Origin of the sequence: Streptomyces sp. NPDC059917, assembly GCF_042730635.1 — a bacterium.
Classification (GTDB): Bacteria; Actinomycetota; Actinomycetes; order Streptomycetales; family Streptomycetaceae; genus Streptomyces.
Genome location: NZ_JBHWLC010000027.1, coordinates 1 through 21,377, shown reverse-complemented (window position 1 = coordinate 21,377; position 21,377 = coordinate 1). Strand labels below are relative to the sequence as shown.

Annotated in this window: 19 protein-coding genes and 2 pseudogenes; 9 read left to right on the top strand and 12 right to left on the bottom strand. The window is 74.1% G+C overall.

Annotated elements, in window-relative coordinates; all coding sequences use genetic code 11:
• Positions 1-20 precede the first annotated feature (20 nt).
• Positions 21-542, bottom strand: a complete 522-nt coding sequence (locus ACFWAR_RS17815; RefSeq protein WP_385778082.1) for a MarR family winged helix-turn-helix transcriptional regulator — start codon at positions 540-542, stop codon at positions 21-23.
• 108 nt (positions 543-650) lie between these two features.
• On the opposite strand from ACFWAR_RS17815, the gene ACFWAR_RS17810 reads away from it, so the two are divergent.
• Both ACFWAR_RS17810 and mltG read left to right on the top strand, forming a co-directional pair.
• Positions 651-2,516 carry an ABC transporter ATP-binding protein gene (locus tag ACFWAR_RS17810; protein ID WP_385778080.1) on the top strand — a complete coding sequence of 622 codons (1,866 nt, stop codon included), beginning with the start codon at positions 651-653 and terminating at the stop codon, positions 2,514-2,516.
• 63 nt (positions 2,517-2,579) lie between these two features.
• The gene (mltG, locus tag ACFWAR_RS17805) at positions 2,580-3,425 is read left to right on the top strand and encodes an endolytic transglycosylase MltG (protein WP_385778078.1); all 846 of its coding nucleotides are present in this window, start codon (positions 2,580-2,582) and stop codon (positions 3,423-3,425) included.
• Here mltG and ACFWAR_RS17800 read toward each other — a convergent pair.
• Positions 3,391-4,121, bottom strand: a pseudogene (locus ACFWAR_RS17800) (transposase). The gene mltG and the pseudogene ACFWAR_RS17800 overlap by 35 nt on opposite strands.
• Positions 4,122-4,213: 92 nt before the next feature.
• Here ACFWAR_RS17800 and ACFWAR_RS17795 point away from each other — a divergent pair.
• Positions 4,214-4,414, top strand: a complete 201-nt coding sequence (locus ACFWAR_RS17795) for a hypothetical protein (RefSeq protein ID WP_385778076.1) — start codon at positions 4,214-4,216, stop codon at positions 4,412-4,414.
• 61 nt (positions 4,415-4,475) lie between these two features.
• On the opposite strand, the gene ACFWAR_RS17790 is transcribed toward ACFWAR_RS17795, so the two are convergent.
• From ACFWAR_RS17790 to ACFWAR_RS17755, 8 genes are all read right to left on the bottom strand, one after another.
• A complete protein-coding gene (locus ACFWAR_RS17790; protein WP_385778074.1) occupies positions 4,476-5,552 on the bottom strand; it encodes an FAD-dependent oxidoreductase in 1,077 nt (358 codons plus the stop codon).
• 58 nt (positions 5,553-5,610) lie between these two features.
• Positions 5,611-6,972 (bottom strand): cytochrome P450, encoded by a 1,362-nt coding sequence (locus ACFWAR_RS17785; protein WP_385778072.1) that lies wholly within the window; start codon positions 6,970-6,972, stop codon positions 5,611-5,613.
• 95 nt (positions 6,973-7,067) lie between these two features.
• A complete protein-coding gene (locus tag ACFWAR_RS17780) occupies positions 7,068-7,745 on the bottom strand; it encodes an HAD family hydrolase (protein ID WP_385778070.1) in 678 nt (225 codons plus the stop codon).
• A 46-nt stretch (positions 7,746-7,791) separates the two neighbouring features.
• A complete protein-coding gene (locus ACFWAR_RS17775; RefSeq protein WP_354379367.1) occupies positions 7,792-8,271 on the bottom strand; it encodes an Lrp/AsnC family transcriptional regulator in 480 nt (159 codons plus the stop codon).
• A gap of 124 nt (positions 8,272-8,395) precedes the next feature.
• The gene (locus tag ACFWAR_RS17770) at positions 8,396-9,205 is read right to left on the bottom strand and encodes a DUF1295 domain-containing protein (protein ID WP_385778068.1); all 810 of its coding nucleotides are present in this window, start codon (positions 9,203-9,205) and stop codon (positions 8,396-8,398) included.
• Positions 9,205-10,512, bottom strand: coding sequence for a class I SAM-dependent methyltransferase (locus tag ACFWAR_RS17765; protein WP_385778066.1), 1,308 nt, complete (start codon positions 10,510-10,512; stop codon positions 9,205-9,207). Before ACFWAR_RS17765 ends, ACFWAR_RS17770 begins: the two co-directional genes overlap by 1 nt.
• Entirely contained in the window at positions 10,509-11,291 is a 783-nt protein-coding gene (locus ACFWAR_RS17760) for a DUF1365 domain-containing protein (protein ID WP_385778065.1), read from the bottom strand. The genes ACFWAR_RS17765 and ACFWAR_RS17760 overlap by 4 nt, the downstream gene beginning before the upstream one ends.
• Positions 11,288-12,571 (bottom strand): NAD(P)/FAD-dependent oxidoreductase, encoded by a 1,284-nt coding sequence (locus ACFWAR_RS17755; protein WP_385778063.1) that lies wholly within the window; start codon positions 12,569-12,571, stop codon positions 11,288-11,290. The genes ACFWAR_RS17760 and ACFWAR_RS17755 overlap by 4 nt, the downstream gene beginning before the upstream one ends.
• A 212-nt stretch (positions 12,572-12,783) precedes the next feature.
• Between ACFWAR_RS17755 and ACFWAR_RS17750 the strand changes: the two genes are divergently transcribed.
• The 3 genes from ACFWAR_RS17750 (at position 12,784) to ACFWAR_RS17740 (ending at position 16,960) form a co-directional block, all read left to right on the top strand.
• Positions 12,784-14,391 (top strand): SDR family oxidoreductase, encoded by a 1,608-nt coding sequence (locus tag ACFWAR_RS17750; RefSeq protein ID WP_385778061.1) that lies wholly within the window; start codon positions 12,784-12,786, stop codon positions 14,389-14,391.
• A gap of 14 nt (positions 14,392-14,405) precedes the next feature.
• Positions 14,406-15,779: a cryptochrome/photolyase family protein gene (locus ACFWAR_RS17745; RefSeq protein WP_385778059.1), complete on the top strand. Its 1,374-nt coding sequence runs from the start codon at positions 14,406-14,408 to the stop codon at positions 15,777-15,779.
• A gap of 95 nt (positions 15,780-15,874) precedes the next feature.
• A complete protein-coding gene (locus tag ACFWAR_RS17740) occupies positions 15,875-16,960 on the top strand; it encodes a MerR family transcriptional regulator (RefSeq protein WP_385778164.1) in 1,086 nt (361 codons plus the stop codon).
• Here ACFWAR_RS17740 and ACFWAR_RS17735 read toward each other — a convergent pair.
• Complete coding sequence (locus tag ACFWAR_RS17735; protein ID WP_385778057.1) at positions 16,884-17,498, bottom strand: RNA polymerase sigma factor; 615 nt, start codon at positions 17,496-17,498, stop codon at positions 16,884-16,886. The two genes, ACFWAR_RS17740 and ACFWAR_RS17735, sit on opposite strands and share 77 nt — an antisense overlap.
• Positions 17,499-17,842: 344 nt before the next feature.
• Here ACFWAR_RS17735 and ACFWAR_RS17730 point away from each other — a divergent pair, with 344 nt between their 5' ends.
• Both ACFWAR_RS17730 and ACFWAR_RS17725 read left to right on the top strand, forming a co-directional pair.
• On the top strand, positions 17,843-19,039 hold the full coding sequence (locus ACFWAR_RS17730; protein WP_385778055.1) for a sensor histidine kinase: 1,197 nt from the start codon (positions 17,843-17,845) through the stop codon (positions 19,037-19,039).
• A gap of 76 nt (positions 19,040-19,115) precedes the next feature.
• Entirely contained in the window at positions 19,116-19,784 is a 669-nt protein-coding gene (locus ACFWAR_RS17725) for a response regulator (RefSeq protein ID WP_385778053.1), read from the top strand.
• Here the strand turns inward: ACFWAR_RS17725 and ACFWAR_RS17720 are convergent.
• Positions 19,749-20,507 (bottom strand): annotated as a pseudogene (locus ACFWAR_RS17720) (phosphatase PAP2 family protein); the annotation flags it as partial. The gene ACFWAR_RS17725 and the pseudogene ACFWAR_RS17720 overlap by 36 nt on opposite strands.
• 145 nt (positions 20,508-20,652) lie before the next feature.
• Between ACFWAR_RS17720 and ACFWAR_RS17715 the strand changes: the two are divergent.
• Complete coding sequence (locus tag ACFWAR_RS17715) at positions 20,653-21,267, top strand: TetR/AcrR family transcriptional regulator (RefSeq protein ID WP_385778051.1); 615 nt, start codon at positions 20,653-20,655, stop codon at positions 21,265-21,267.
• Positions 21,268-21,377 lie beyond the last annotated feature (110 nt).

Below are 21,377 nucleotides of genomic sequence, written 5' to 3'. Positions count from 1 at the left end.
CCTGGGCTAGGCGCTCCGCGTCAGCAGCCGCGCTGCTCCGCCCGCCCGTCGGCCGGTGCGTCGGCCGGTCCGTCGGCCAGGGCGTTGAGCAGGCCGCCGAGCAGTTCGCGCTGATCGGTGGTCAACGGAGCCAGGATCTCCTCTGCGGCGCCCGTTCGCGCGTTGCGCAGCCTGCGCAGCGTGGCGCGGCCGGTCTCGGTCAGCTCGATCCGGATCACCCGGCGATTGGCGGTGTCGGGCACCCGGCGCACGCACTCGGCCGCCTCCAGACCGTCGACCAGGGTGGTCACCGCGCGGGGCACGACCTCCAGGCGGGCGGCCAGATCCGCCATTCGGGGGGGCTCCGCCTCGGGGTAGTGGGCGACCGTGCGCAGCAGGCGGGACTGGGCGGGGGTGATCCCGAGGGGCTCCAGATGGCGCTTCTGGATGCGGTGCAGCCGACGGGTCAGGCGCAGCAGCTGCTCGGCGAGGACGCCGTCCGAACTGTCCGGAGTGTCGACCGGGCTGCTGGCTGGGCTGTCGGTCTCGGAAGAGCTGCTCATACTGGGAAGGGTATCAGGACCCCGTTCATTGTGAGCATAGGTAACAATGAGCTATGCTCAGTGGAGTCTCGTCAGGACTGTCCTGTCGGGAGCCGTCAAAGGAGGCCCATGCGCCCCGAAGGAAAAGAACCGAAATGGACGCCATCGAAGGAAGCCCTCGACCCGAGTCGTCCCGCCCCCGCCGACCAGCCGCGTGAGCTGCGTCGGATCGCCCGCCTGTTCCGCCCCTACCGGGGTCGGCTCGGCGTCGTGGGCCTGCTGGTCGGCGCCTCGTCGCTGGTCGGTGTCGCCTCGCCGTTCCTGCTGAAGGAGATCCTGGACGTCGCGATCCCCCAGGGCCGCACGGGACTGCTCAGCCTGCTCGCGCTCGGCATGATCCTCACCGCGGTCGTGACCAGCGTCTTCGGCGTGCTCCAGACCTTGATCTCCACCACGGTCGGCCAGCGCGTCATGCACGACCTGCGCACCGCCGTCTACGCCCAACTCCAGCGGATGCCGCTGGCGTTCTTCACCCGGACCCGCACGGGCGAGGTGCAGTCCCGGATAGCCAACGACATCGGCGGAATGCAGGCCACCGTCACCTCGACGGCGACCTCCCTCGTCTCCAACCTGACGGCCGTGGTCGCCTCGGTCGTCGCGATGCTCGCCCTCGACTGGCGGCTCACCCTCGTCTCGCTGCTCCTGCTGCCGGTGTTCGTGTGGATCAGCCGTCGGGTCGGCCGCGAGCGCAAGCGGATCACGACCCAGCGCCAAAAGCAGATGGCGGCCATGGCCGCCACGGTCACCGAATCGCTCTCGGTCAGCGGCATCCTGCTGGGCCGCACCATGGGTCGGGCCGACTCGCTGACGCGGTCCTTCGCCGAGGAGTCGGAGAAGCTCGTCGGCCTGGAGGTCCGCTCCAGCATGGCCGGGCGCTGGCGGATGTCGACCATCGGCATCGTGATGGCCGCGATGCCCGCGATGATCTACTGGGCGGCGGGCATCGCCCTCCAGTCCGGGGCCCCTTCGCTCTCCGTCGGCACCCTCGTCGCCTTCGTCACCCTCCAGCAGGGCCTGTTCCGGCCCGCCGTGAGCCTGCTGTCGACCGGGGTGCAGATCCAGACCTCGCTGGCCCTCTTCGCCCGCGTCTTCGAGTACCTCGACCTGCCGGTGGACATCACCGAGCGCGAGGACGCCGTCCGCCTGGAGCAGGCCAAGGGCGAGATCCGGCTGGAGGGCGTCGACTTCGCCTACGACGCCAAGCACGGCCCCACCCTGACCGGCATCGACATCACGGTCCCGGCCGGCGGCTCCCTCGCCGTGGTCGGCCCGACCGGTTCGGGCAAGAGCACGCTGAGCTACCTGGTGCCCCGGCTGTACGACGTGACGGGCGGCCGGGTCGCCCTCGACGGCATCGACGTCCGCGACCTGGACTTCGACTCGCTGGCCCGCTCGATCGGCGTGGTCAGCCAGGAGACGTACCTCTTCCACGCCTCGGTGGCCGACAACCTCCGCTTCGCCAAGCCGGACGCCACGGACGAGGAGATAGCCCAGGCGGCCAGGGCGGCGCAGATCCACGACCACATCGAGTCCCTGCCCGACGGGTACGACACCCTGGTCGGCGAGCGCGGCTACCGGTTCTCCGGCGGCGAGAAGCAACGCCTCGCCATTGCCCGCACGATCCTGCGCGACCCGCCGGTCCTGATCCTCGACGAGGCCACCAGCGCCCTCGACACGCGCACCGAACACGCCGTGCAGAAGGCCATCGACGCCCTCTCCGAAGGTCGCACCACCATCACCATCGCGCACCGGCTCTCCACCGTCCGCGATGCCGACCAGATCGTGGTCCTCGACGGCGGAACGATCGCCGAACGGGGTACGCACGAGGAGCTGTTGGAAGCTGACGGACGGTATGCGGCGCTGGTGCGCCGGGACAGCGAGTTGGTTCCGGCCGAGGTGGCCGTGGGGGCGCCGACCGTCTCCGTGACCGTGTGATCGTATGACCGCCACACGGTCGGGATGCCCGAATTGCGGCAGTCCCCGGGTTAGCGTTTCTGCATGCGTCAAGAGCACCGGCCGCCGAAGCGGCCCGGGACCCGCGTCACCCGCCGGGGCCGCCTGGCGATCTTCATCGGTCTGCTGATGGCGACCGGGGCAGCGGTCCTGGTCCCCCTCCTGCCGGACGGGGGCGCGGAGAAGCCCCCGCAGCCGCGCCGCCTCGTGATCCCCGAAGGGTGGCGGGCCGCGCAGGTGTACGCGGCGGTCGACCGCGAGCTGAAACTCCCCGCGGGCTCGGCCAAGAAGGCGATCGCCCAGGCGGGACTGGAGCTGCCCGCCGAGGCCAAGGGCAACCCGGAGGGCTTCCTCTTCCCGGCGACGTACCCGCTCTCCCGGGAGACCACCCCGGCCGGGCTCCTCGCCTACATGGTGCAGACGGCCAACCGGAAGCTGGCCGCCAAGCCGGTCGCCGCCGGAGCCAAGGCCCAGGGGATGACCCCTTACCAGACGGCCACGCTGGCCAGCATCATCCAGGCGGAAGCCGACACCCCGGCCGACATGGGCAAGGTCGCGCGCGTCGTCTACAACCGGCTCGCCAAATCGATGCCGCTACAGATGGACTCGACGATCAACTACGCCTTGAACCGCTCCACCGTGGACACGGCGGTGCGCGACACCCGGATCGACAGCCCCTTCAACACCTACGAGCGCCAGGGCCTGCCACCGACCCCGATCGACAGCCCGGGCGCGACCGCCATGGCGGCCGCGGTCGCCCCGACACCGGGCGACTGGCTGTTCTTCGTCACCGTGAAGCCGGGGGACACCCGCTTCTCCGCGACCTACGAGGAACACAAGCGCCACGTCGCGGAGTTCAACAAGCACCGCGCGGCCGCCCGCAAGGCCTAACCCGTAAATGATCTTTGAGTTGTCCTGGGCAGGGTCGGTCGCGGTGTGATCTGCTCGCCTGTCCGGCGATGGCGGGGTTGAGCATCCGTGCGATGCCGAGCATGGCGTGGTGCACTCCGTCGCCTTTGAGGCGGCAGTCGCGGAGGATCTTCCAAGTCTTCATGCGGGCGAAGACGTGCTCTATGCGGGCACGAACCTGCTTGTGGGACTTGTTGTGTGCCTGTTTCCAGCCGGGCAGCTCCGCAGCCTTGCGGCGCCGGTGTGGCATCACAAGCCCTGTGCCCGGGTAGCCGCCGTCAGCGATGGTCGTGGTCGTGCCGACCGCGGCCTTGGCGCCGGATTCCTCCCATGCTTTGCAGTCGTTGCGGTTGCCGGGCAGGCGCCGACCGACGACCACGACGAGGCGGGTGTCGGCGTCGATGACGACCTGGTGGTTGGTGGAGTACCGGTAGTTCTTCGACTGCTCGGCGACGGTGTGGTCGCGGGTGGGCACCAGGGTGCCGTCCACGATCAGCACGGTGTCCTTCGCGAACCGCTTGCGGGGCTGGAGGGCCAGCATCGGCCCGAGGTCATCGATGATCCGATCCGCCGCTGACTTAGAAACGCCGAATAGCGGGGCCAGTTGAACTGCCGCGGGCTCAGCCCGGTGAACGGGGCTATCCAGGACGACGCCGGCGCCGTGATCACACCAGTCACAGCAAGATCATCCCACTGTGGCCGGTCTACTCAGGCACCTCGGAGTCATCCTTCGCTGATCCACCTCGCGGTCAGGCCGTACCATCCCAGCCATGACAGTAGATGTCCTCGCCGAGGACCTCCAGCCCGGCGACCTCCTGGAGCTCTCCACCACATCGGGCACCGAAGTCCTCCGGTTGACTCATGTGGAGCGGCGTACCCAAGGCATCAAGTTCATGGGTCGCAATCACCAGGGTGTTCTCTACGCCGGCGGCATGAAGTACGGCGAGCTGGCGCGGTGCGTCCGTCCGTAGACCGTCGCGCGGACTGCCGATGGCAGTTGCGGGACAGCCCTTAGCAGGTCTCTCCGGTGCCCTAGGCCCGCGCGCCCGCCGGGGCGGACGGTGCGAGGAGGCGGCGGAGTTCGCGGGCGGCGGCGCCGCCCGCGCGGTTGGCGCCGATGGTGCTGGCCGAGGGGCCGTAGCCGACCAGGTGCACCCGGGGGTCCCGGACCGCCCTGGTCCCGTCCACGCGGATGCCGCCGCCCGGCTCGCGCAGGTGCAAGGGGGCCAGGTGGTCGATCGCGGCCCGGAAGCCGGTGGCCCACAGGATCACGTCGGCGTCCACGCGCCGGCCGTCGTCCCAGGCCACGCCCGAGGGGGTGATCCGGTCGAACACCGGCAGGCGGTCCAGTACGCCCGAGGCCAGCCCGGCGCGCACCGCTTCGTTCAGCGGCAGCCCCGTCACGCTGACCACGCTCTGCGGGGGCAGTCCCCGGCGGACCCGCTCGTCCACCAGGGCCACCGCGGCCCGCCCCTCGGCCTCGCCGAAGGATCCGTCCCGGAACACCGGGGGCCGCCGGGTCACCCAGGTGGTCTCCGCGGCGACCCCGGCGATCTCCAGCAGGTGTTGCACCCCGGAGGCGCCCCCGCCGACGACGATCACCCGCGCACCGGCGAACTCCTCGGGGCCCGGGTAGTTCGCGGTGTGCAGCTGCCGCCCCCGGAAGGTCTCCTGCCCCGGGTAGCGCGGCCAGAAGGGCCGGTCCCAGGTCCCCGTGGCGTTGATCACCGCCCGCGTCGACCAGCTCCCGGCGGTGGACTCCACCAGCAGCCGCCCGGCATCCCCCTCGCGCACCGCCGTCACGTCCACGGGGCGCCGTACGCGCAGCCCGAAGCGCTCCTCGTAGGCGGCGAAGTACTCCCCGATGACCTCGGAGGACGGGCGCTGCGGATCGGCGCCGACCAGTTCCATCCCCGGCAGCGCGTACATGCCGTGGACCTTCCCGTAGGTCAGCGAGGGCCAGCGGAACTGCCAGGCGCCGCCCGGTCGGGGCGCGTGGTCCAGCACCACGTGCTCCAGTCCCGCCCGCCCCAGGTGGTAGGCGCTGGACAGGCCCGCCTGTCCGGCGCCGATGACCACCACGTCCACGTCGCTCACGAAATCGTTCACGGTTGTACCAACTGGCCGGGGTCCCGAGATCTTCCCGCGCCCCGGGACCCCCGCGCCGTCAGCCCCCGTGCGCCCGCAGGACCGCCGGTACCGGTCCCGTCGGCTGGAGGGTGAGGCCGGGGAAGACGTCGGCCCGCCGTCCCCCGGTGTCCAGGTGGAACCGCCGGCCCAGCACCGCCAGCACCAAGGCCGCCTCGACCAGTGCGAAGCGGGCCCCGAGGCAGGCCCGCGGGCCGCCGCCGAAGGGGAACCAGGCCTGTTCCGCCGTCGCCGACACGGTGCCCGCGTCCCACCGCTCCGGGCGGAAGGCCGTCGGCTCCGGGAACCAGCGCGGATCGCGGTGCACGGACCACGGGCTCGTCCACACCAGCGTCCCGGCGGGCACCTCGCGCCCGCCGATGGTCGCGCCGTTCGTGGCCACCGCGGAGATCAGCCAGATCGGCGGGTAGATCCGCAGGGCCTCCTTCACGATCTGCTGCGTCCACACCAGCCGCGGGTAGTCGTCGTAGGTCGGCAGCCGCCCGCCGAGCACCCGGTCCAGCTCCTCGGTGAGCCGGGCGCGCGCCTGCGGCGCCTCCGCCAGCAGCTGCCAGGCCCAGGTCAAAGTGGTCGAGGTGGTCTCGTGGCCGCCGATGTACAGGGTGATCGACTCGTCCCGCAGCTCCGTGCGCGAGAGCGGCCGGCCCTGTTCGTCGCGGGCCGCGAGCAGTCGGCTGAGCAGGTCGTCGCGCTCCTCGCCCGCCGCCGAGGCCGCCTCGTGCTCCCGTACGACGTGCTCGATCTCCCGGTCGAGCACCCGCACGGCCGCCCGCATCCGGCGCCGCCCCGGGGTGCGCACCCAGGGCGGCAGGAACAGCGTCAAACCGCGGAACTCCGCGCCCAGTTCCCGCTGGGCCGTGGCCATGGCCGCGCTGATGGGAGCCTCGCGGCCCGCGGCGTCACCACCGAACAGGGTCCGCACCGCGATCCGTTGGGTCAGCCCGGCCATCTCCCGGTGCACGTCGATCCGTTGGCCCTCCCGCCAGCCGCCGACCAGCGCGTCCGCGCACTCCACCATCGTGGCCGCGTACGAACGCACCTGGCGCGGTCGGACGGCGGGCTGCACCAGCGCACGCTTGCGCCGCCAGTCCTCGCCGGTGGCCACCACCACGCCGTTGCCCAGCAACTGCCGGAAGGCCCAACCCAGTTCGGAGGGCTTGAAACTGCCCTCGACGGCCCCGAGCAGTTCGGCGGCGTGCTCGGGCCGGGAGACCAGGACGTTGCGCTGCGGCCCCAGCGCCCAGGGCACCCAGTCGCCGTACTCGTCGCGCAAGGACTCGAAGAAGGCCAGCGGATCGCGGGCGAAGGCGGGCAGGTTCCCGAGCAGGGGCCACCGGCGCGGTCCGCGCTCGGCTCCCACGGGCGGCAGGGTGGCGGTCACGCAGGCATGGTGGCAGCGCCCCCGCCAAGGCACCAGAGGCGCACCGCCCCGGCTCCGCGGCGCGGCCGCCGGGAGCCGATCGGGCGGGGTGCGGCTCAGGCGGCGCGGCGGGCGCTCAGCCAGTCGTGCGCCGCCTCCGCGGTGAACTGCGCCTGCCCGGCGCGGAAGAGCAGCCCCGCCGTCGCGAAGGCCGGGTCGTCGGCGCTCTGCGCCACGTACGGGATCGCCACGCAGGCCATCCCGGCGGCGTGCGCGGCCTCGGCTCCGGGGGCGGCGTCCTCCATCACCACGCAGTCGGCCGGTCGTGCCCCCAGCCGCCGCGCCGCTTCCAGGAAGACGTCCGGCGCGGGCTTGCCGTGCGGGACCTCCTCGGCGGAGACCACGGTGGTCAGCAGGGCGTCCAGTCCGGTCCCGGCGAGCACGGCGTCGATCGCCTCGCGCGAGGACCCGGAGGCCACCGCCATCGGGACCCCCTCGCCGTGCAGGCGCTCCACGAACTTCCGCATCTCGGGGAAGGCGTCGGTGCGGGCCCGGGCCAGCTCCAGGTAGCTCGCGTTCTGCTCGGCGAGCAGCTGCTCGACGGGGGCCCGCAGGGCGTAGCGCTCGCGCAGGATCTCCAGCGTCTCCAGGGTGCCGATGCCGATGAAGCGCGCGTGCTCCTCCCACGTGAAATCGGCGACGCCGTGCCGTTCCAGGGTGAGGCGGCCGGACTCGTAGTAGTTCGGCTCGCTGTCCACGAGGGTGCCGTCGAGATCGAATATGACGGAAATCATCCGTTGTGCCCGTCCTGCCGGTTGCGTACGTTTCCCGTCCATCCTGTCAGGGTTTGCGGGCGGACCGGCCCACGGACTCGACGAGGGGGAGCAGCCGGTGCGCGACCCGCTCGCGCAGCGCCACCTCGGTGCGGGTGCGGACCACGCCCGGCAGCCGGATGAGCCCCTGGATCACGTCCTCCAGGTGTGCGTTGTCCCGGGCCGCCACCCGGGTCAGCAGATCGCCGCCGCCGGTGATCGAGAAGGCCTCGATGATCTCCGGCACGGCGGCCAGGGCCTCGCCCACCTCGTCCAGGTGCCCCTGCGTGACCTCGATGTGCACGAACGCCAACACCGGGTGCCCGAGCGCCGCGGGGGACAGCACCGGACCCGTGCCCGTGATCACCCCGGTGCGCTCCAGCCGGTCGAGGCGGGCCTGGAGGGTGCCGCGCGCCACGCCGAGGCGGCGCGCGTACTCGCGCAGGCTCGTGCGCGGCTCCTCGATCAGCAGCCGCAGGATCCGGGTGTCCAGCTCGTCCACGGCCATGGGTCCGGGGGCCTTCCGTCGGGCGTCGCGATGGCTCCCGGACTGTACCAACGGCTCGCGCGAGGACCGCCCACGACGCCCGCGGCCCGCCGGAGCCCGCGCCCGTCCGCCCCGACCGCCCCCTTCAGCGCCGCCCGCGCGGTGGCCGGGGGAAGAACCCGCTGGTCCGCTCCAGGTACTCCGCGTACCCCGGCCGCCCCGCCATGTGCCGCTCCAGCAGCGCCTTGCCGCTGCCGGCCGTGAGCAGGTACGACATGACCAGCGGCGCCACGACCGTCGCCGCGGCCGCGCCGGGGGACTCGCAGACGATCAGGAAGAGGCCCCACCACACGCAGAAGTCCCCGAAGTAGTTCGGGTGCCGGGTCCAGGACCACAGGCCCCGGTCCATGATCCGGCCCCGGTTCGCCGGGTCCGCCTTGAACCGGGCCAACTGGTGGTCCCCGACCGCCTCGAAGACGATCCCGAGCAGCCACAGGGCGCTCCCGACCGCCGCGAGCGGGCCCATCGGGCCCGTCACGTACTGCCCCGCCTGCACCGGCAGCGACACCAGCCACACCAGGGCCGCCTGGAGCAGGTAGACCATGCGCAGCGCGTACAGGTTCCGCCCCCGCGAGCCCGCCGCCCCGGCCTTGGCCAGCATCCGCTCGTAGCGCGGGTCCTCGCCGTGCCCGCGCCCGCGCGCGGCGATGTGCCCGGCCAGCCGCAGTCCCCACACCACGGTGAGCAGGGTCAACAGCAGCCGCCGCGCGCCGTCCCCCTGCCCGGCGGAAGCGGCGTACGACGCCAGCGCGACCGCGGCGAAGGCCGCGCCCCAGGCCACGTCCACCCCGCGGTGCCGCCCGAGGCGCACCCCCACCGCGAAGGCGACCAGCAGCACGGCGAGGGCCGCGCCCGCCGTCACCGGCAGGCCGGTCGCGAAGGCCGCCCATCGCATCAGCGCCCTCCGTCCCGCTCGGCCAGCACGATCTGGTGCACGTCCAGGTACCCGGAGGCGAACCCGGCCTCCGAATAGGCGAGGTAGAAGGTCCACATCCGGCGGAAGGCCGCGTCGAAGCCCAGCGCGCCGATGCGCTCGGAGCGCTCGCCGAAGCGCTCCCGCCACAACCGGAGCGTCTGCGCGTAGTGCGCCCCGTAGCCCTCGCACCGCTCCACCCGCAGCCGGGTGTGCGCCCGTGCGAGGTCCTCCACCGCCCGCACCGACGGCAGCATCCCGCCGGGGAAGATGTACTTCTGGATCCAGGTGTAGGTGCTGCGGGTGGCCAGCATCCGGTCGTGCGGCATGGTGATCGCCTGGAGCGCCACCCGCCCGCCCGGCGCGAGCAGCCGGTCCAGCGCGGCGAAGTACGCCGGCCAGTACTCGACGCCCACGGCCTCGATCATCTCGACGCTCACGATCGCGTCGTAGCTCCCCCGCGCCTCGCGGTAGTCGCACAGCCGCACCTCGGCCCGCGGGGTCAGGCCCGCGGCCTCGATGCGCTGCTCGGCGAGCGCCTTCTGCTCCCGGGAGAGGGTGAGCGAGACGACCTGGGCGCCGCGCCCGGCGGCCCGGATCGCCAGTTCGCCCCAACCGGTGCCGATCTCCAGCAGCCGGGTGCCCGGACCGACCCCGGCCCGGTCCAGGAGCATGTCGATCTTCCGGTGCTGGGCCGCGGCCAGCCCCGACCAGTCGGCGGGCAGCGCGCCGAACACGGCGGAGGAGTAGGTCATGGTGGGGTCCAGGAACTCGGCGAACAGCTCGTTGGACAGGTCGTAGTGGCGCCGGATGTTGCTCCGGGCGCCGCCCGGGGTGTTGCGGTCGGCGTCGGGGTGGCGGGCGGCCCACAGACTCCGCAACCGCTGCAGGGACGGCGGGATCAGCGAGGCGACGTTCCCCGCGAGGACGGTCAGCACCGCCACCGGGTCCGGCGCGTCCCACTCACCGGCCTGGTAGGACTCGCCGAAGCCGATCAGGCCGCCCGTGGCGATCCGGCGCACGAACGCCCGCGGATCCCGCACCGAGAGCTCCGGGCCGCCCCGCCCCAGGGTCGGGGCGCCGGGGCCCTCCGGGGCCAGTCGGACGGTCAGCGGCAGCCGGTCCAGGGCCCGCCGGATCAGCAGCCCGCCGACGGCGGCCCGCACCCGCGAGCACCGGGGCACCGGCGGGGCGGCGGGGACGACCGGAGCGGCCTCCGCGCCGGGCGGGGTCGCGGGCGCGATCGGGTTCGTGGTCGTGACCGTGGTGGACGTCGTGCGCGTGCTCACTTCACACCCTCCTGGGGGACGTGCGGGGGACGGGGTTGTACGGGCACACCGCGCAGCCACAGCCGGATGCCGTGGAAGCGGATGCCGAGCGAGACGGCGGCGGTGGGCCAGGGGCGGCGCAGTGCCGCGCGCAGCACCCCGGCCGGGTCGGCGGACCGGCGCGCACCGCGGACGGTCGCGGTCAGCCCGGTGCCGGACCCGGTGTCGAGGCGGACGGTCAGGACGAGCCGCTCACCCGGTACCGGCAGCCGCATCCGGTAGTCGCCGGAGACCGGCAGGAACGGCGAGACGTAGAACTCCTTGCGGGCGTGCCCGGCGCCGGTGGCCGCCTCGGGGCCCAACAGGTAGCAGTGCCGCCCGCCGTAGGTGTTGTGCACCTCGGCGACCACGTGGCGCAGCTCGCCGTCCGGGCCGTGGCACCAGAAGACGGACAGCGGATTGAAGACGTGCCCGAAGACCCGGGGGTGCGCGAGCATCAACACCCGCCCGCCCGCGGGCCCAGCGCCCTGCGCGGCGAGGAAGCGGTCCAGCCCCGCCCGGATCGAGGGCAGGTCCCCGCCGAAGTGGTCGCGCGCGTCGAACCGGGCCAGCGGGCGCAGCGCCCGGGGCAGCCGCGGCAGCCGGTCGAGGTCCACCAGCCACAGCGAGGTGCGCTGGTGCAGCGCGTACGGGCGGGGCCCGGAGCGCACGTGGGTGATCACCGACGGGTACAGCGCGGGCTCGACGCCGTCCACGGCGGGTGCGGGTGCGGGCTCGGCCGCACGGATCGGGGCCGTCACCACCGCACCCCCAGCGCGGCGGCCGCCGCGGCCCCCGAACGGCAGCCGTCCTCGTGGAACCCCCAGCCGTGGTAGGCCCCGGCGAAGGCCGTCACCGGCCCCGACAGTTCGGGCAGGCGCTGCTGCGCGGCCACCGACTCCGGCGTGTAGACGGGGTGCGCGTAGTCCATCTCGGCCAGGACCAGGTCCGGCCGCACCCGGCCGTCGGCGTTCAGCGTGACGACGTAGGACTCGGGCCCGTCCAGCCCCTGCAGCCGGTTCATGTCGTAGCTCACCCGGACCCGCGCGTCGCCCGGCCGGCAGCCCGAGAGCCGGAAGTTCCAGCAGGCCCGGGCGCCGGGGCGACCCGGCAGTACGGACGCGTCGGTGTGCAGCACGGTCCGGTTGCGGGAGTACGCGAACGCCCCGAGCGTCGCGCGTTCGGCCGGTGTGGGATCGGCCAGCAGGGCCAGGGCGCGGTCCGCGTGGACGGCGACCACCACCGAGTCGTACGTCGCCCAGGTGCCGTCGTCGCGGGTGACCCGCACCCCCTGCGCGGAGCGGGCCAGCGCCCGCACCGGAGTCGAGGTCCGCACCGCCGCCGTGCCCAGCGCGTCGCGCACCAGGCGCACGTACCGGGCCGAACCGCCGCTCACGGTCCGCCAGTTCGGGGAGCCGCCCACCGACAGCATGCCGTGGTGCTCCAGGAAGCGGAACAGGTACCGGGCCGGGTAGCGCAGCGCGGTGTGCTCCGGGCAGGACCACACGCAGGACACCAGCGGGATGGCGAAGTGGGCGCTGAAGTGGGCGCCGAAGCGGTGGCGGCGCAGGAACTCGCCGAGCGTCGGGTCGTCGTCCGGCGGGGCCGCCAGCAGTCGGCGCGCGAGCCGGTGGAAGGCCGGGACCCGCGCCAGCATCCCCAGGTACGCCGGGTCCGCGGCATTGCGCGGGCGGGCGAACAGACCGCGGGGCCCGCGGGCCCCCGCGTACTCCAGCCCGCACCCCTCGCAGTGCACGGACATGCTCATGCTGGTGCTCCGGGTGGCCACCCCCAGCTCGCCGAAGAGCCGGAGCAGCTGCGGGTAGGTACGGTCGTTGTGCACGATGAAACCGGAGTCCACGGACCGGAGCACCCCGTCGGACCCCTTGACCTCGTGGGTGTGCGCGTGGCCGCCGAGCCGGTCGTCGGCCTCGTAGAGGGTCACGTCGTGGGCGCGCGCGAGCACGTACGCCGCGGTCAGCCCGGACACGCCCCCGCCGATCACCGCCGTGCGCGGCCGCCCCTGTGCTCGCTGCGTCATCGTGCTCCCTCGCCGTCGGTGGTCGCGGCCCCGGTGGTCGGCCGTCGCGGGCAGGACGCCCCCGTACCCGTACTTCGGAGCCGGAGCCGTTTCGGATGCCACGCCATTCGGCCCAATGCGCGACCGCGCCGCATCCGTCCTCCCCGCCCGCCGCGAAGCACCATGAGAAGGTCCGGCCGACAGCGGATCGGCAGTCCCGAAGGGAGAGCGCGATGGTCGACCACGCGACCACCACCGGCGGGCTGTCCTGCCTGGTCACCGGTGCCACCGGATACATCGGCGGCCGTCTGGTGCCCGAGCTGCTGGACGCGGGGCACCGGGTCCGGTGCATGGCCCGCTCGCCCGAACGGCTGCGCGACCATCCCTGGGCCGGTCGCGCCGAGGTGGTGCGCGGGGACGTCACCGACGCGGACTCGGTGGCCGCCGCCCTGCGGGGGATCGACGTCGCCTACTACCTCGTGCACGCCCTCGGCACCGGCCCCGGCTTCGAGGAGCGGGACCGGTCCGCCGCCCGGATCTTCGCCGCCCGGGCCCGCGCGGCCGGAGTGCGCCGGATCGTCTACCTCGGCGGCCTGACCCCGGCCGGGGTCCCGCCGCGCGAGCTGTCCCCGCACCTGCGCTCACGGGCCGAGGTCGGCGAGATCCTCCTCGCCTCGGGCGTACCCACCACCGTGCTGCGCGCCGCGGTCATCATCGGCTCCGGTTCGGCGTCCTTCGAGATGCTGCGCTACCTCACCGAGCGGCTCCCGGTGATGGTCACCCCGAGCTGGGTCGGCACCCGCATCCAGCCGATCGCCGTCCGCGACGTGCTGCGCTACCTCGTCGGCTCCGCCACCCTGCCCGCCGAGGTCAGCCGCGCCTTCGACATCGGCGGGCCGGACGTGGTCACCTACGAGCAGATGATGCGGCGCTACGCCGTCGTCGCGGGTCTGCCGCACCGGCTGATCCTGCGCGTCCCGATGCTCACCCCGCGCCTGTCCAGCCACTGGATCGGCCTGGTCACGCCCGTGCCGCGGGCGCTGGCCCGGCCGCTGGCCGAGTCCCTGCGCCACGAGGTGGTCTGCGACGAGCACGACATCGCCCGCTACGTCCCCGACCCGCCCGGCACCCCGATCGGCTTCGACCTGGCCCTGACCCTGGCCCTGCGCCGGGTGCGCGAGGCGGACGTCAGCACCCGCTGGTCCTCGGCCTCCCTCCCCGGCGCCCCCAGCGACCCGCTGCCCACCGACCCGGACTGGGCCGGAGGCAGCCTCTACACCGACTGCCGGGAGCGGGACGTGGACGCCTCGCCGCAGGCGCTGTGGCGGGTGGTGGAGGGGATCGGCGGGGAGAACGGCTGGTACTCCTTCCCGCTGGCCTGGGCGGTACGGGGCTGGCTCGACCGGCTCGTCGGCGGGGCCGGGATCCGGCGCGGTCGGCGCGACGCGGCCCGGCTGCGGGTGGGGGACTCCCTGGACTTCTGGCGGGTCGAGGAGATCGAACCGGGGCGGCTGCTGCGGCTGCGCGCCGAGATGCGGCTGCCGGGGCTCGCCTGGCTGGAGCTGTACGTCGACGAGGACGGCCGGGGCCCGGGCGCGGCGGGCGGCCGCGGTGGTGCCCGGTTCCGCCAGCGCGCCCTGTTCCACCCGCGCGGGCTCCTCGGGCACCTCTACTGGTGGAGCGTGTCCCCCTTCCACGCGGTGGTCTTCGGCGGCATGGCCCGCAACATCGCCCGCGCGGCGGCCTCGCTCCCCGCCCTCCCCGCGTCCCCGGTCCCCCCGGGCGCATCCGAAGGGACCGGCGGGGCCGAAGTACCGCACGACAGTCGCCCTCCCTCCTGACGCGGAGCCCGTCCATGAACGTCGCGGTCGTCCTCTACACCTCCGACCTGCGCCTGCACGACCATCCGCCGATGCGGGCCGCGCTCTCCTCCTCCGCCGAGGTGGTGCCGCTGTTCGTCCGGGACCGGGGCGTCGAGGCGAGCGGATTCACCGCCCCCAACCGGCTCGCCTTCCTCGCCGACTGCCTGGTCGCCCTCGACGCCGGACTGCGCGAGCGCGGCGGTCGCCTCGTCGTGCGCTCCGGGGACGTGGTCGAGCAGGTGTGCAAGGTGGTCCGGGAGGCCGATGCGGACGAGGTCCACATGGCGGCCGGGGTCAGCGCCTACGCCCACGGCCGGGAGGAGCGGCTGCGCGCCGCGCTGGAGCGCGAGGGGCGGCGGCTCTACGTGCACGACGCGGTGGTGACGGCGCTCGCCCCGGGCGCCGTGACTCCGGCGGGCTCGGACCACTTCGCGGTCTTCACCCCCTACTTCCGCCGCTGGTCCGATCAGCCCCCGCAGCCCCTGGCGCGCGCACCGCGCGCGGTCCGGGTGCCCGAGGGGGTGGGCTCGGAGCCGCTGCCCGAGCGGTCCGCCGTGCGCGGCACCTCGCCGGGCCTGGCCCGCGGCGGCGAGGACGAGGCCCGGTCCCGGTTCGCCGCCTGGCTGCGCGACGGCGTGGCGCGCTACGAGGAGGTGCACGACGACATGGCGGGCGACGCCACCTCCCGGCTCTCCCCCCACCTGCACTTCGGCACCCTCTCGCCCGCCGAGTGCGTCCACCGGGCGCGGGCGGCGGGCGGACCCGGCGCGGAGGCCTTCGTGCGGCAGCTGTGCTGGCGGGACTTCCACCACCAGGTGCTCGCGGCCCGCCCGGCCACCGCGCACGCGGACTACCGGGTCCGGCACGACCACTGGCGCACCGGCGCGGCGGCCGCCGAGGAGGTCGAGGCCTGGAAGGAGGGCCGCACCGGCTACCCGGTCGTCGACGCGGCCATGCGCCAGCTGCGGCACGAGGGCTGGATGCACAACCGGGGTCGCCTGCTTGCCGCGAGCTTCCTCGCCAAGACGCTGTACGTCGACTGGCGGACCGGGGCCCGGCACTTCCTGGACCTGCTCGTCGACGGGGACCTCGCGAACAACCAGCTCAACTGGCAGTGGGTGGCCGGGACCGGCACCGACACCCGGCCCAACCGGGTCCTCAACCCCGTCCGACAGGCCCGCCGCTACGACCCGCACGGCCACTACGTCCACCGCTGGGTGCCGGAACTGGCGGACCTGCCCGCACCCGGGGTCTTCGAGCCCTGGCGGCTGACCGGGCTGGAGCGCGCCCGGTACGACTATCCGGACCCGGTGGTGGACCTCGCCGACGCGCTGGGCCGCTTCAAGCAGGCCCGCGCCGCGTCGTGACGGACCGCATCGCGACGGACGGCATCGCGACGGACGGCATCGCGGCGGACGGCTCCGCGGGGGGCGGCGGGGCCGATGGCCGTATCGTGACGGGAGTGGACCGTGCGCACCCCACCCCGGAGCAGCCGCCCGTGCCGTGGCCGCTGAGCACCGGCGCCGTCGCCCGGCGCCTGGGGGTCTCGCCCACCACCCTGCGCTCCTGGGAGCGGCGCTACTCCATCGGCCCCGCCCGCCGGGAGGACGGCAGGCACCGCCGCTGGACCCCGGACGACATCGCCCGCCTGGAACTGATGTGCCACCTGACCTCCCAGGGGGTGCCGCCCGCCGAAGCCGCCCGCGCCGCCCTCGCCGGAGCGGCTCCGGCGGCCGCCCCGGCCCCCGCCCCGCCGTTACCGGCGCCTTCCGCGGCTCCTGCGCCTTCTGTGCCCTCCGCGCCGCTCGCGCGGCCCGTCGCCAAGGCGCCGGGCGGGCGCAACGCGCTGCCGCTGGGGGAGGTCCGCCCCGAGTGCCGCGGGCTCGCGCGGGCCGCCGTACGACTGGACGCGCCCGCGGTGACGGAGCTGCTGGAGGCGGCCCTGGCCGCGCACGGGCCCGTCACCGCCTGGGAGGAGATCATCGCCCCCACCCTGCACGCGGTCGGTCGCAAGTGGGCCTCCGCGGGGGAGCGTTACGTGGAGGTGGAGCACCTGCTGTCCTGGCACGTCTCCGGTGCGCTGCGCCGGGTGCGGCCCGCCGCCGAGGGTCCGGGCCGGGCTCCGGTGCTCCTCGCCTGCGCGCCGGGGGAGCTGCACAGCCTCCCGATGGAGGCCCTCTGTGCGGCGCTCGGCGAACGGGGCCTGCCGGTGCGGATGTTCGGCCCCGCACTGCCCGCCGACGCGCTGCTCGAAGCGGTCCGCCGGATCGGGCCCTGCGCCGTCGTGCTCTGGTCCCAGGCCCGCACGACGGCGGACCGCTCGCTGGTGCGGTCCGTCTCGGCCGTCGAATGGGGACTGCGCGGCGCGCGCGCCCACCCGTGGCTGCTGCTCGCGGGACCGGGCTGGGGCGCGGGCGGCCCGCCGCTGCCGGGCGCGGACCGACTCCACGCGCTGCGCTCGGCGGTCGGCGTCATCGAGGCGCTGGCAGCGGCGGCGCCTGCAGCGCGCTCCGCAGGCACTGCAGGGCGCGCCGCATGTGACTCTTGACCGTCCCCAGCGGCATTCCGGTACGGGCCGCGATCTGGGTCTGGGTCAGGTCCCCGTAGTACGCCAGCCGCAGGATCCGCTGCTGGGCGGAGGGCAGCCGGGCCAGCTCGCCCAGGACGAAGACCCGGTCCAGGGCCTGCTCCGGACCCGCCGCGCCCGCGGCCGACGGTGCGACCGCGCACAGGGTCCCGGCCGCGGCCACCGCCCGGGCCCGCCGGGTGCGCGCGGCCAGGGCGTCCGCCACCTTGTGGCGGGTGATGCCTACCAGCCAGCCGCCGAGGTCGCCGCTGCCGGGCCGGTAGCCGCCGCGGCCGCGCCAGGCGGCGAGGAACACCTGCTGGGTCACGTCCTCGGCCTCCCGTTCGTCACCCAGCCAGCGGCGGGCGAGGGAGTGCACGAGGGGCCGCCAGCGGAGGTAGACGGCCGTCATGCCGTCCTCGTCGCCGGCGAGGAAGAGCGCCGCGAGCCGGGCGTCCTCGGTGTCGTCGGCGCCGGTGCGGTGGGCTCGTCCGAGGTCCCGGTGGTCCTTGAGGTCCATGGGCCCAGCCTCGTGAGCACCACCGGCCCCTTCAACTCGCATCGTTTCTGCATCGGATTCCTCCGGAGGCGCTGCCCCCGCCGTGCGGCCGTGCCCGCCCCCGAACGGGCACGGCCGCACGGGGTCCCTGGGGGGCAGGGTCCGCCACGGGCGGGGCGCCCGCGGAACCGGTGCGGTCGTGGTCGGCGTGTCGTTGCAGAGAACGTATGTGCGCCGAGGGGTCGCGCTCGCCCATCCGCGGGTTGAAACGCGCCTACCCCCCTGGGGGTAGACCCTGTACAACCATGAGTGGTCCTGAGGGGGGTGACGTGCGAAGTCCTTCGCGCTGGAGGTCGGCGGAGCCGGTGTCGGCACATCCGCTGGTGGTCCGGATCCGGGCGGCGCTGCCGATGGCGGGAGACGTCGTCTACGTGCTCGGGTCGCTGTGGATCTCCACCGCCATGCTCACCAACTACCCCGACGCCCACGGCTATTGGCGCGAGCGCGACGCCCTGGCCTACCTGCTGCTCGGCGCGATCATCCTGCCGCAGGTGCTGCGCCGCCGGTTCCCGGCTGCCGTGCTCGTCAACACGGCCTTCTGGACGGCCTGTTACTTCACCCGCGGCTACTACCACGTGCCCGCCGTCGGCTGCCTGTTGCTGCCCCTGTACACCGTCGCCGCACGCCGGGAGCGGCGGATTTCGGTCAGGTGCGCCGTGCTGGTGGTCCTCGTCGAGCTGTGGGGCTCCCGGCTCGCCGAACCGGGCATCGTCTCCCTCAGCGCCGGTTTCGTCGTCGTCGCCGCAGCCGTCGGCTGGAAGGCGGGCGACGGCTCCCGTCGGCTGCGCGAGCTCACCCGTCGGCTGCGCCGCGAGCAGGAGGAGAAGGCGCGCCGGGCCGTGATGGAGGAACGCATCCAGATCGCCCGCGAGCTGCACGACGTGATCGCGCACCACGTCTCGGTGATCGCCGTCCAGACCGGAGTGGCGGGGTACGTGGTCACCACCGACCCCGCGACGGCGCGCTCCGCCCTCGACGTCATCGCGGCCAGTGCCCGCGAGGCACTGGGCGAGATGCGCCGGATGCTGGTGGTCCTGCGCGCGGCCGACCGGGTTCCGGCCGCCCCGGGCGCGGCGGCGCAACCGGCGCCCGAGGTGCCGGGGCTGGGGCGGCTCGGCGAGCTCGCGGCGCGCGTCTCGGCGGCCGGGGTCCCGGTGCGGGTACGGATCACCGGGAGCGCCTACGCCCTCCCGCCCGGGATCGACCTCTGCGCGTACCGCGTGGTCCAGGAGGCGCTGACCAACGTCATGAAGCACGCCCCGGCCGCCCGCACCACCGTCCACGTCCACTACGCGAGGGACTCCGTGTCGGTCCTGATCAAGGACGAGGGAGCGCCCCGGCGGGTTTCGGCCACCGGGCTCCCGTCCTCGGGCCAGGGCTTGATCGGCATGCGCGAGCGGGCGACGATCTACCACGGCACGGTGGTGGCGCGGTCCGTCCCGGAAGGTGGCTTCGAGGTCAGCCTGACCGTCCCGGTGCCCCGTCCGGTCGCCGCCCGATGAGGAGCGACGGGCGACGGAACCGGCTCGTCCGGGCCCATCGGCAAGCACGGCAAGCACGGGAAGCGGGGGAGCGCGGATGCCGTCTGTACTGGTCGTCGACGATCAGTTCCTGATCAGGTCGGGGCTGATCGCCCTGCTCAGGGCCGCGCCCGGCTTCGATCCCGTGGGCGAGGCGGCAGACGGCGAGGAGGCCGTGCGCCTCGCGGCCGAGACCCGGCCCGACGTGGTCCTCATGGACATCCGGATGCCGGGCGCCGACGGGATCACCACCACCGAACGCATCCTGGCGGCCGCCGCCGCGGACCCGGCCGCCGGTCCGGGCCCGCGGGTGCTCGTACTGACCACCTTCGGCACCGACGAGTACGTCTACCGGGCGCTACGCGCCGGTGCGGGTGGGTTCCTGGTCAAGGACACCCCGCCGGAGCGGCTGCTCGCCGCCATCGAGACCGTCCACGCCGGTGAGATGCTCTTCAGCCCCGGGGCGCTGACCGGTCTGATCGAGAGCTGCGCCCCGGTGCTCCGCACCCCGTGGCCCGGGCTGGACGTGCTCACGCCGCGGGAGCGGGAGGTGTTCGGCCTGGTCGGGGCCGGACTGTCCAACGCCGACATCGCGCGCCGACTGGTCCTGAGCCCGGCCACCGTCAAGACCCACGTGCACCACTGCATGAGCAAGCTCGCTCTGGCCAGCCGAGCGCAGGCGGTCGTCCTCGCCCACGAGCACGGCCTCGTCGCCCGGAGCGGCTGAACCGCGCTCCGGCGCCCGCCGCGTCACGGGCCGGGGGATCACCAGCAGGGCGACGCCGAGCAGCGCGGTCGCGACGGCGGCGTCCAGCCAGTAGTGGTTGGCCGTGCCGACTATCACGGTCAGGGTCAGCAGCGGGTGCAGCAGCCACAGGTACCGCCACCGGCCGCGGGTGACCGCGATCATGCCGATCGCCAGCATCAGCGCCCAGCCGAAGTGCAGCGAGGGCATCGCCGCGAACTGGTTGGCCATGGTGTCCTGGGCGGGAGCGGCGCCGTAGACCGTCGGCCCGTACACCTGGCCGGTGTCGATCAGGTGCGCCGAGTCGAGCAGCCGCGGTGGGGCCAGCGGGAAGCCGAGGTGCACGACCAGCCCGACGGCGGTGAGCGCCGCGAGCACGCGGCGGGCCCACAGGTAGTGGCCGGGGCGGCGCAGGTACAGCCAGATCAAGAAGGCCGCGGTGGCCGGGAAGTGGACGGCCGCGTAGTAGGTGTTCGCGAGGTGGACGACGGCGTCGCTGTGCAGGAGCAGGTCCTGGACCCGGCCCTCGCCCGGCAGTCCGAGGGCGCGCTCGGCGTCCCAGACGCGGCCCGCGTTGCGGAAGGCGTCGTCGGTGTGGCCCGACGTCAGCATCCGGCCGCCCTTGTACACGGCGAAGAGGACCGCGACGAGCAACAGCTCGGGTATCGCGCGGGGCCGCCCGACGGCCGTGGTGCGCTGGGTCATGCCCCGGTCTCTTTCCTCTGCGACTATCGATACGACAATGTATCGATACGAGAGTGTACCGATACGGCTGCGTTCCGGTACGCTGCCGTATCGAAGGGCACCGCACCCGCCACCCGCCCCGCCGTCCGCCGAAGGAGAGCCGCTGATGACGTCGTCGCCGTTGCCGACGGCCGCCGCGCGCCGCTCCAAGATCACCCCGGAGCGGGAGCAGGAATTCTTCGACGCGGTCCTCGAGCAACTCCGCGAGCACGGCTACGAGGCCCTGACCATGGAGGGCGTCGCGGCCCGGGCCAATTGTGGCAAGTCCACGCTCTACCGACAGTGGAGGACCAAGCCGCGCCTGGTCGCCGCGGCCCTGCGCTCGGCCCGGAGCGACCGCAGCCTCACCGCCGTGGACACCGGAACCCTCGCCGGGGACCTCCGCGCGGTCGCCCGCATCGCGGCCGGCACCTCGGGCCGTGACACCCGCCTCACCCAGGCCCTCGGCCACGCGGTCATGAACGACGAGGAGCTCCAAGGAGCCCTGCGCGAGGCGCTGGTCGAACCCGAACTGGCCGCCTTCGACGTGATGGTGGCCCGCGGCGTCGCCCGCGGCGAGATCGCCGCGGGGCACCCCGCCGTGGAGTTCCTCCCGGCGCAGCTGATGGGCGTCCTGCGGATCCGCCCCGTCCTGGAGGGCCGCTACGCCGACGCCGACTACCTCGTCCGCTTCGTCGACGCCGCGCTGCTCCCCGCACTGGGCCTGGCTCCGGGCCCCTGAAGACCGGCGGGCGGTCGTCTCCGATGACCGGACGGCCCGCCTGCCCGCGCTGCCTCGTGGGGACGGTGGCAGCGCACCCCCGCGGACCGGGTGGCGGACGCTCCAGCAGG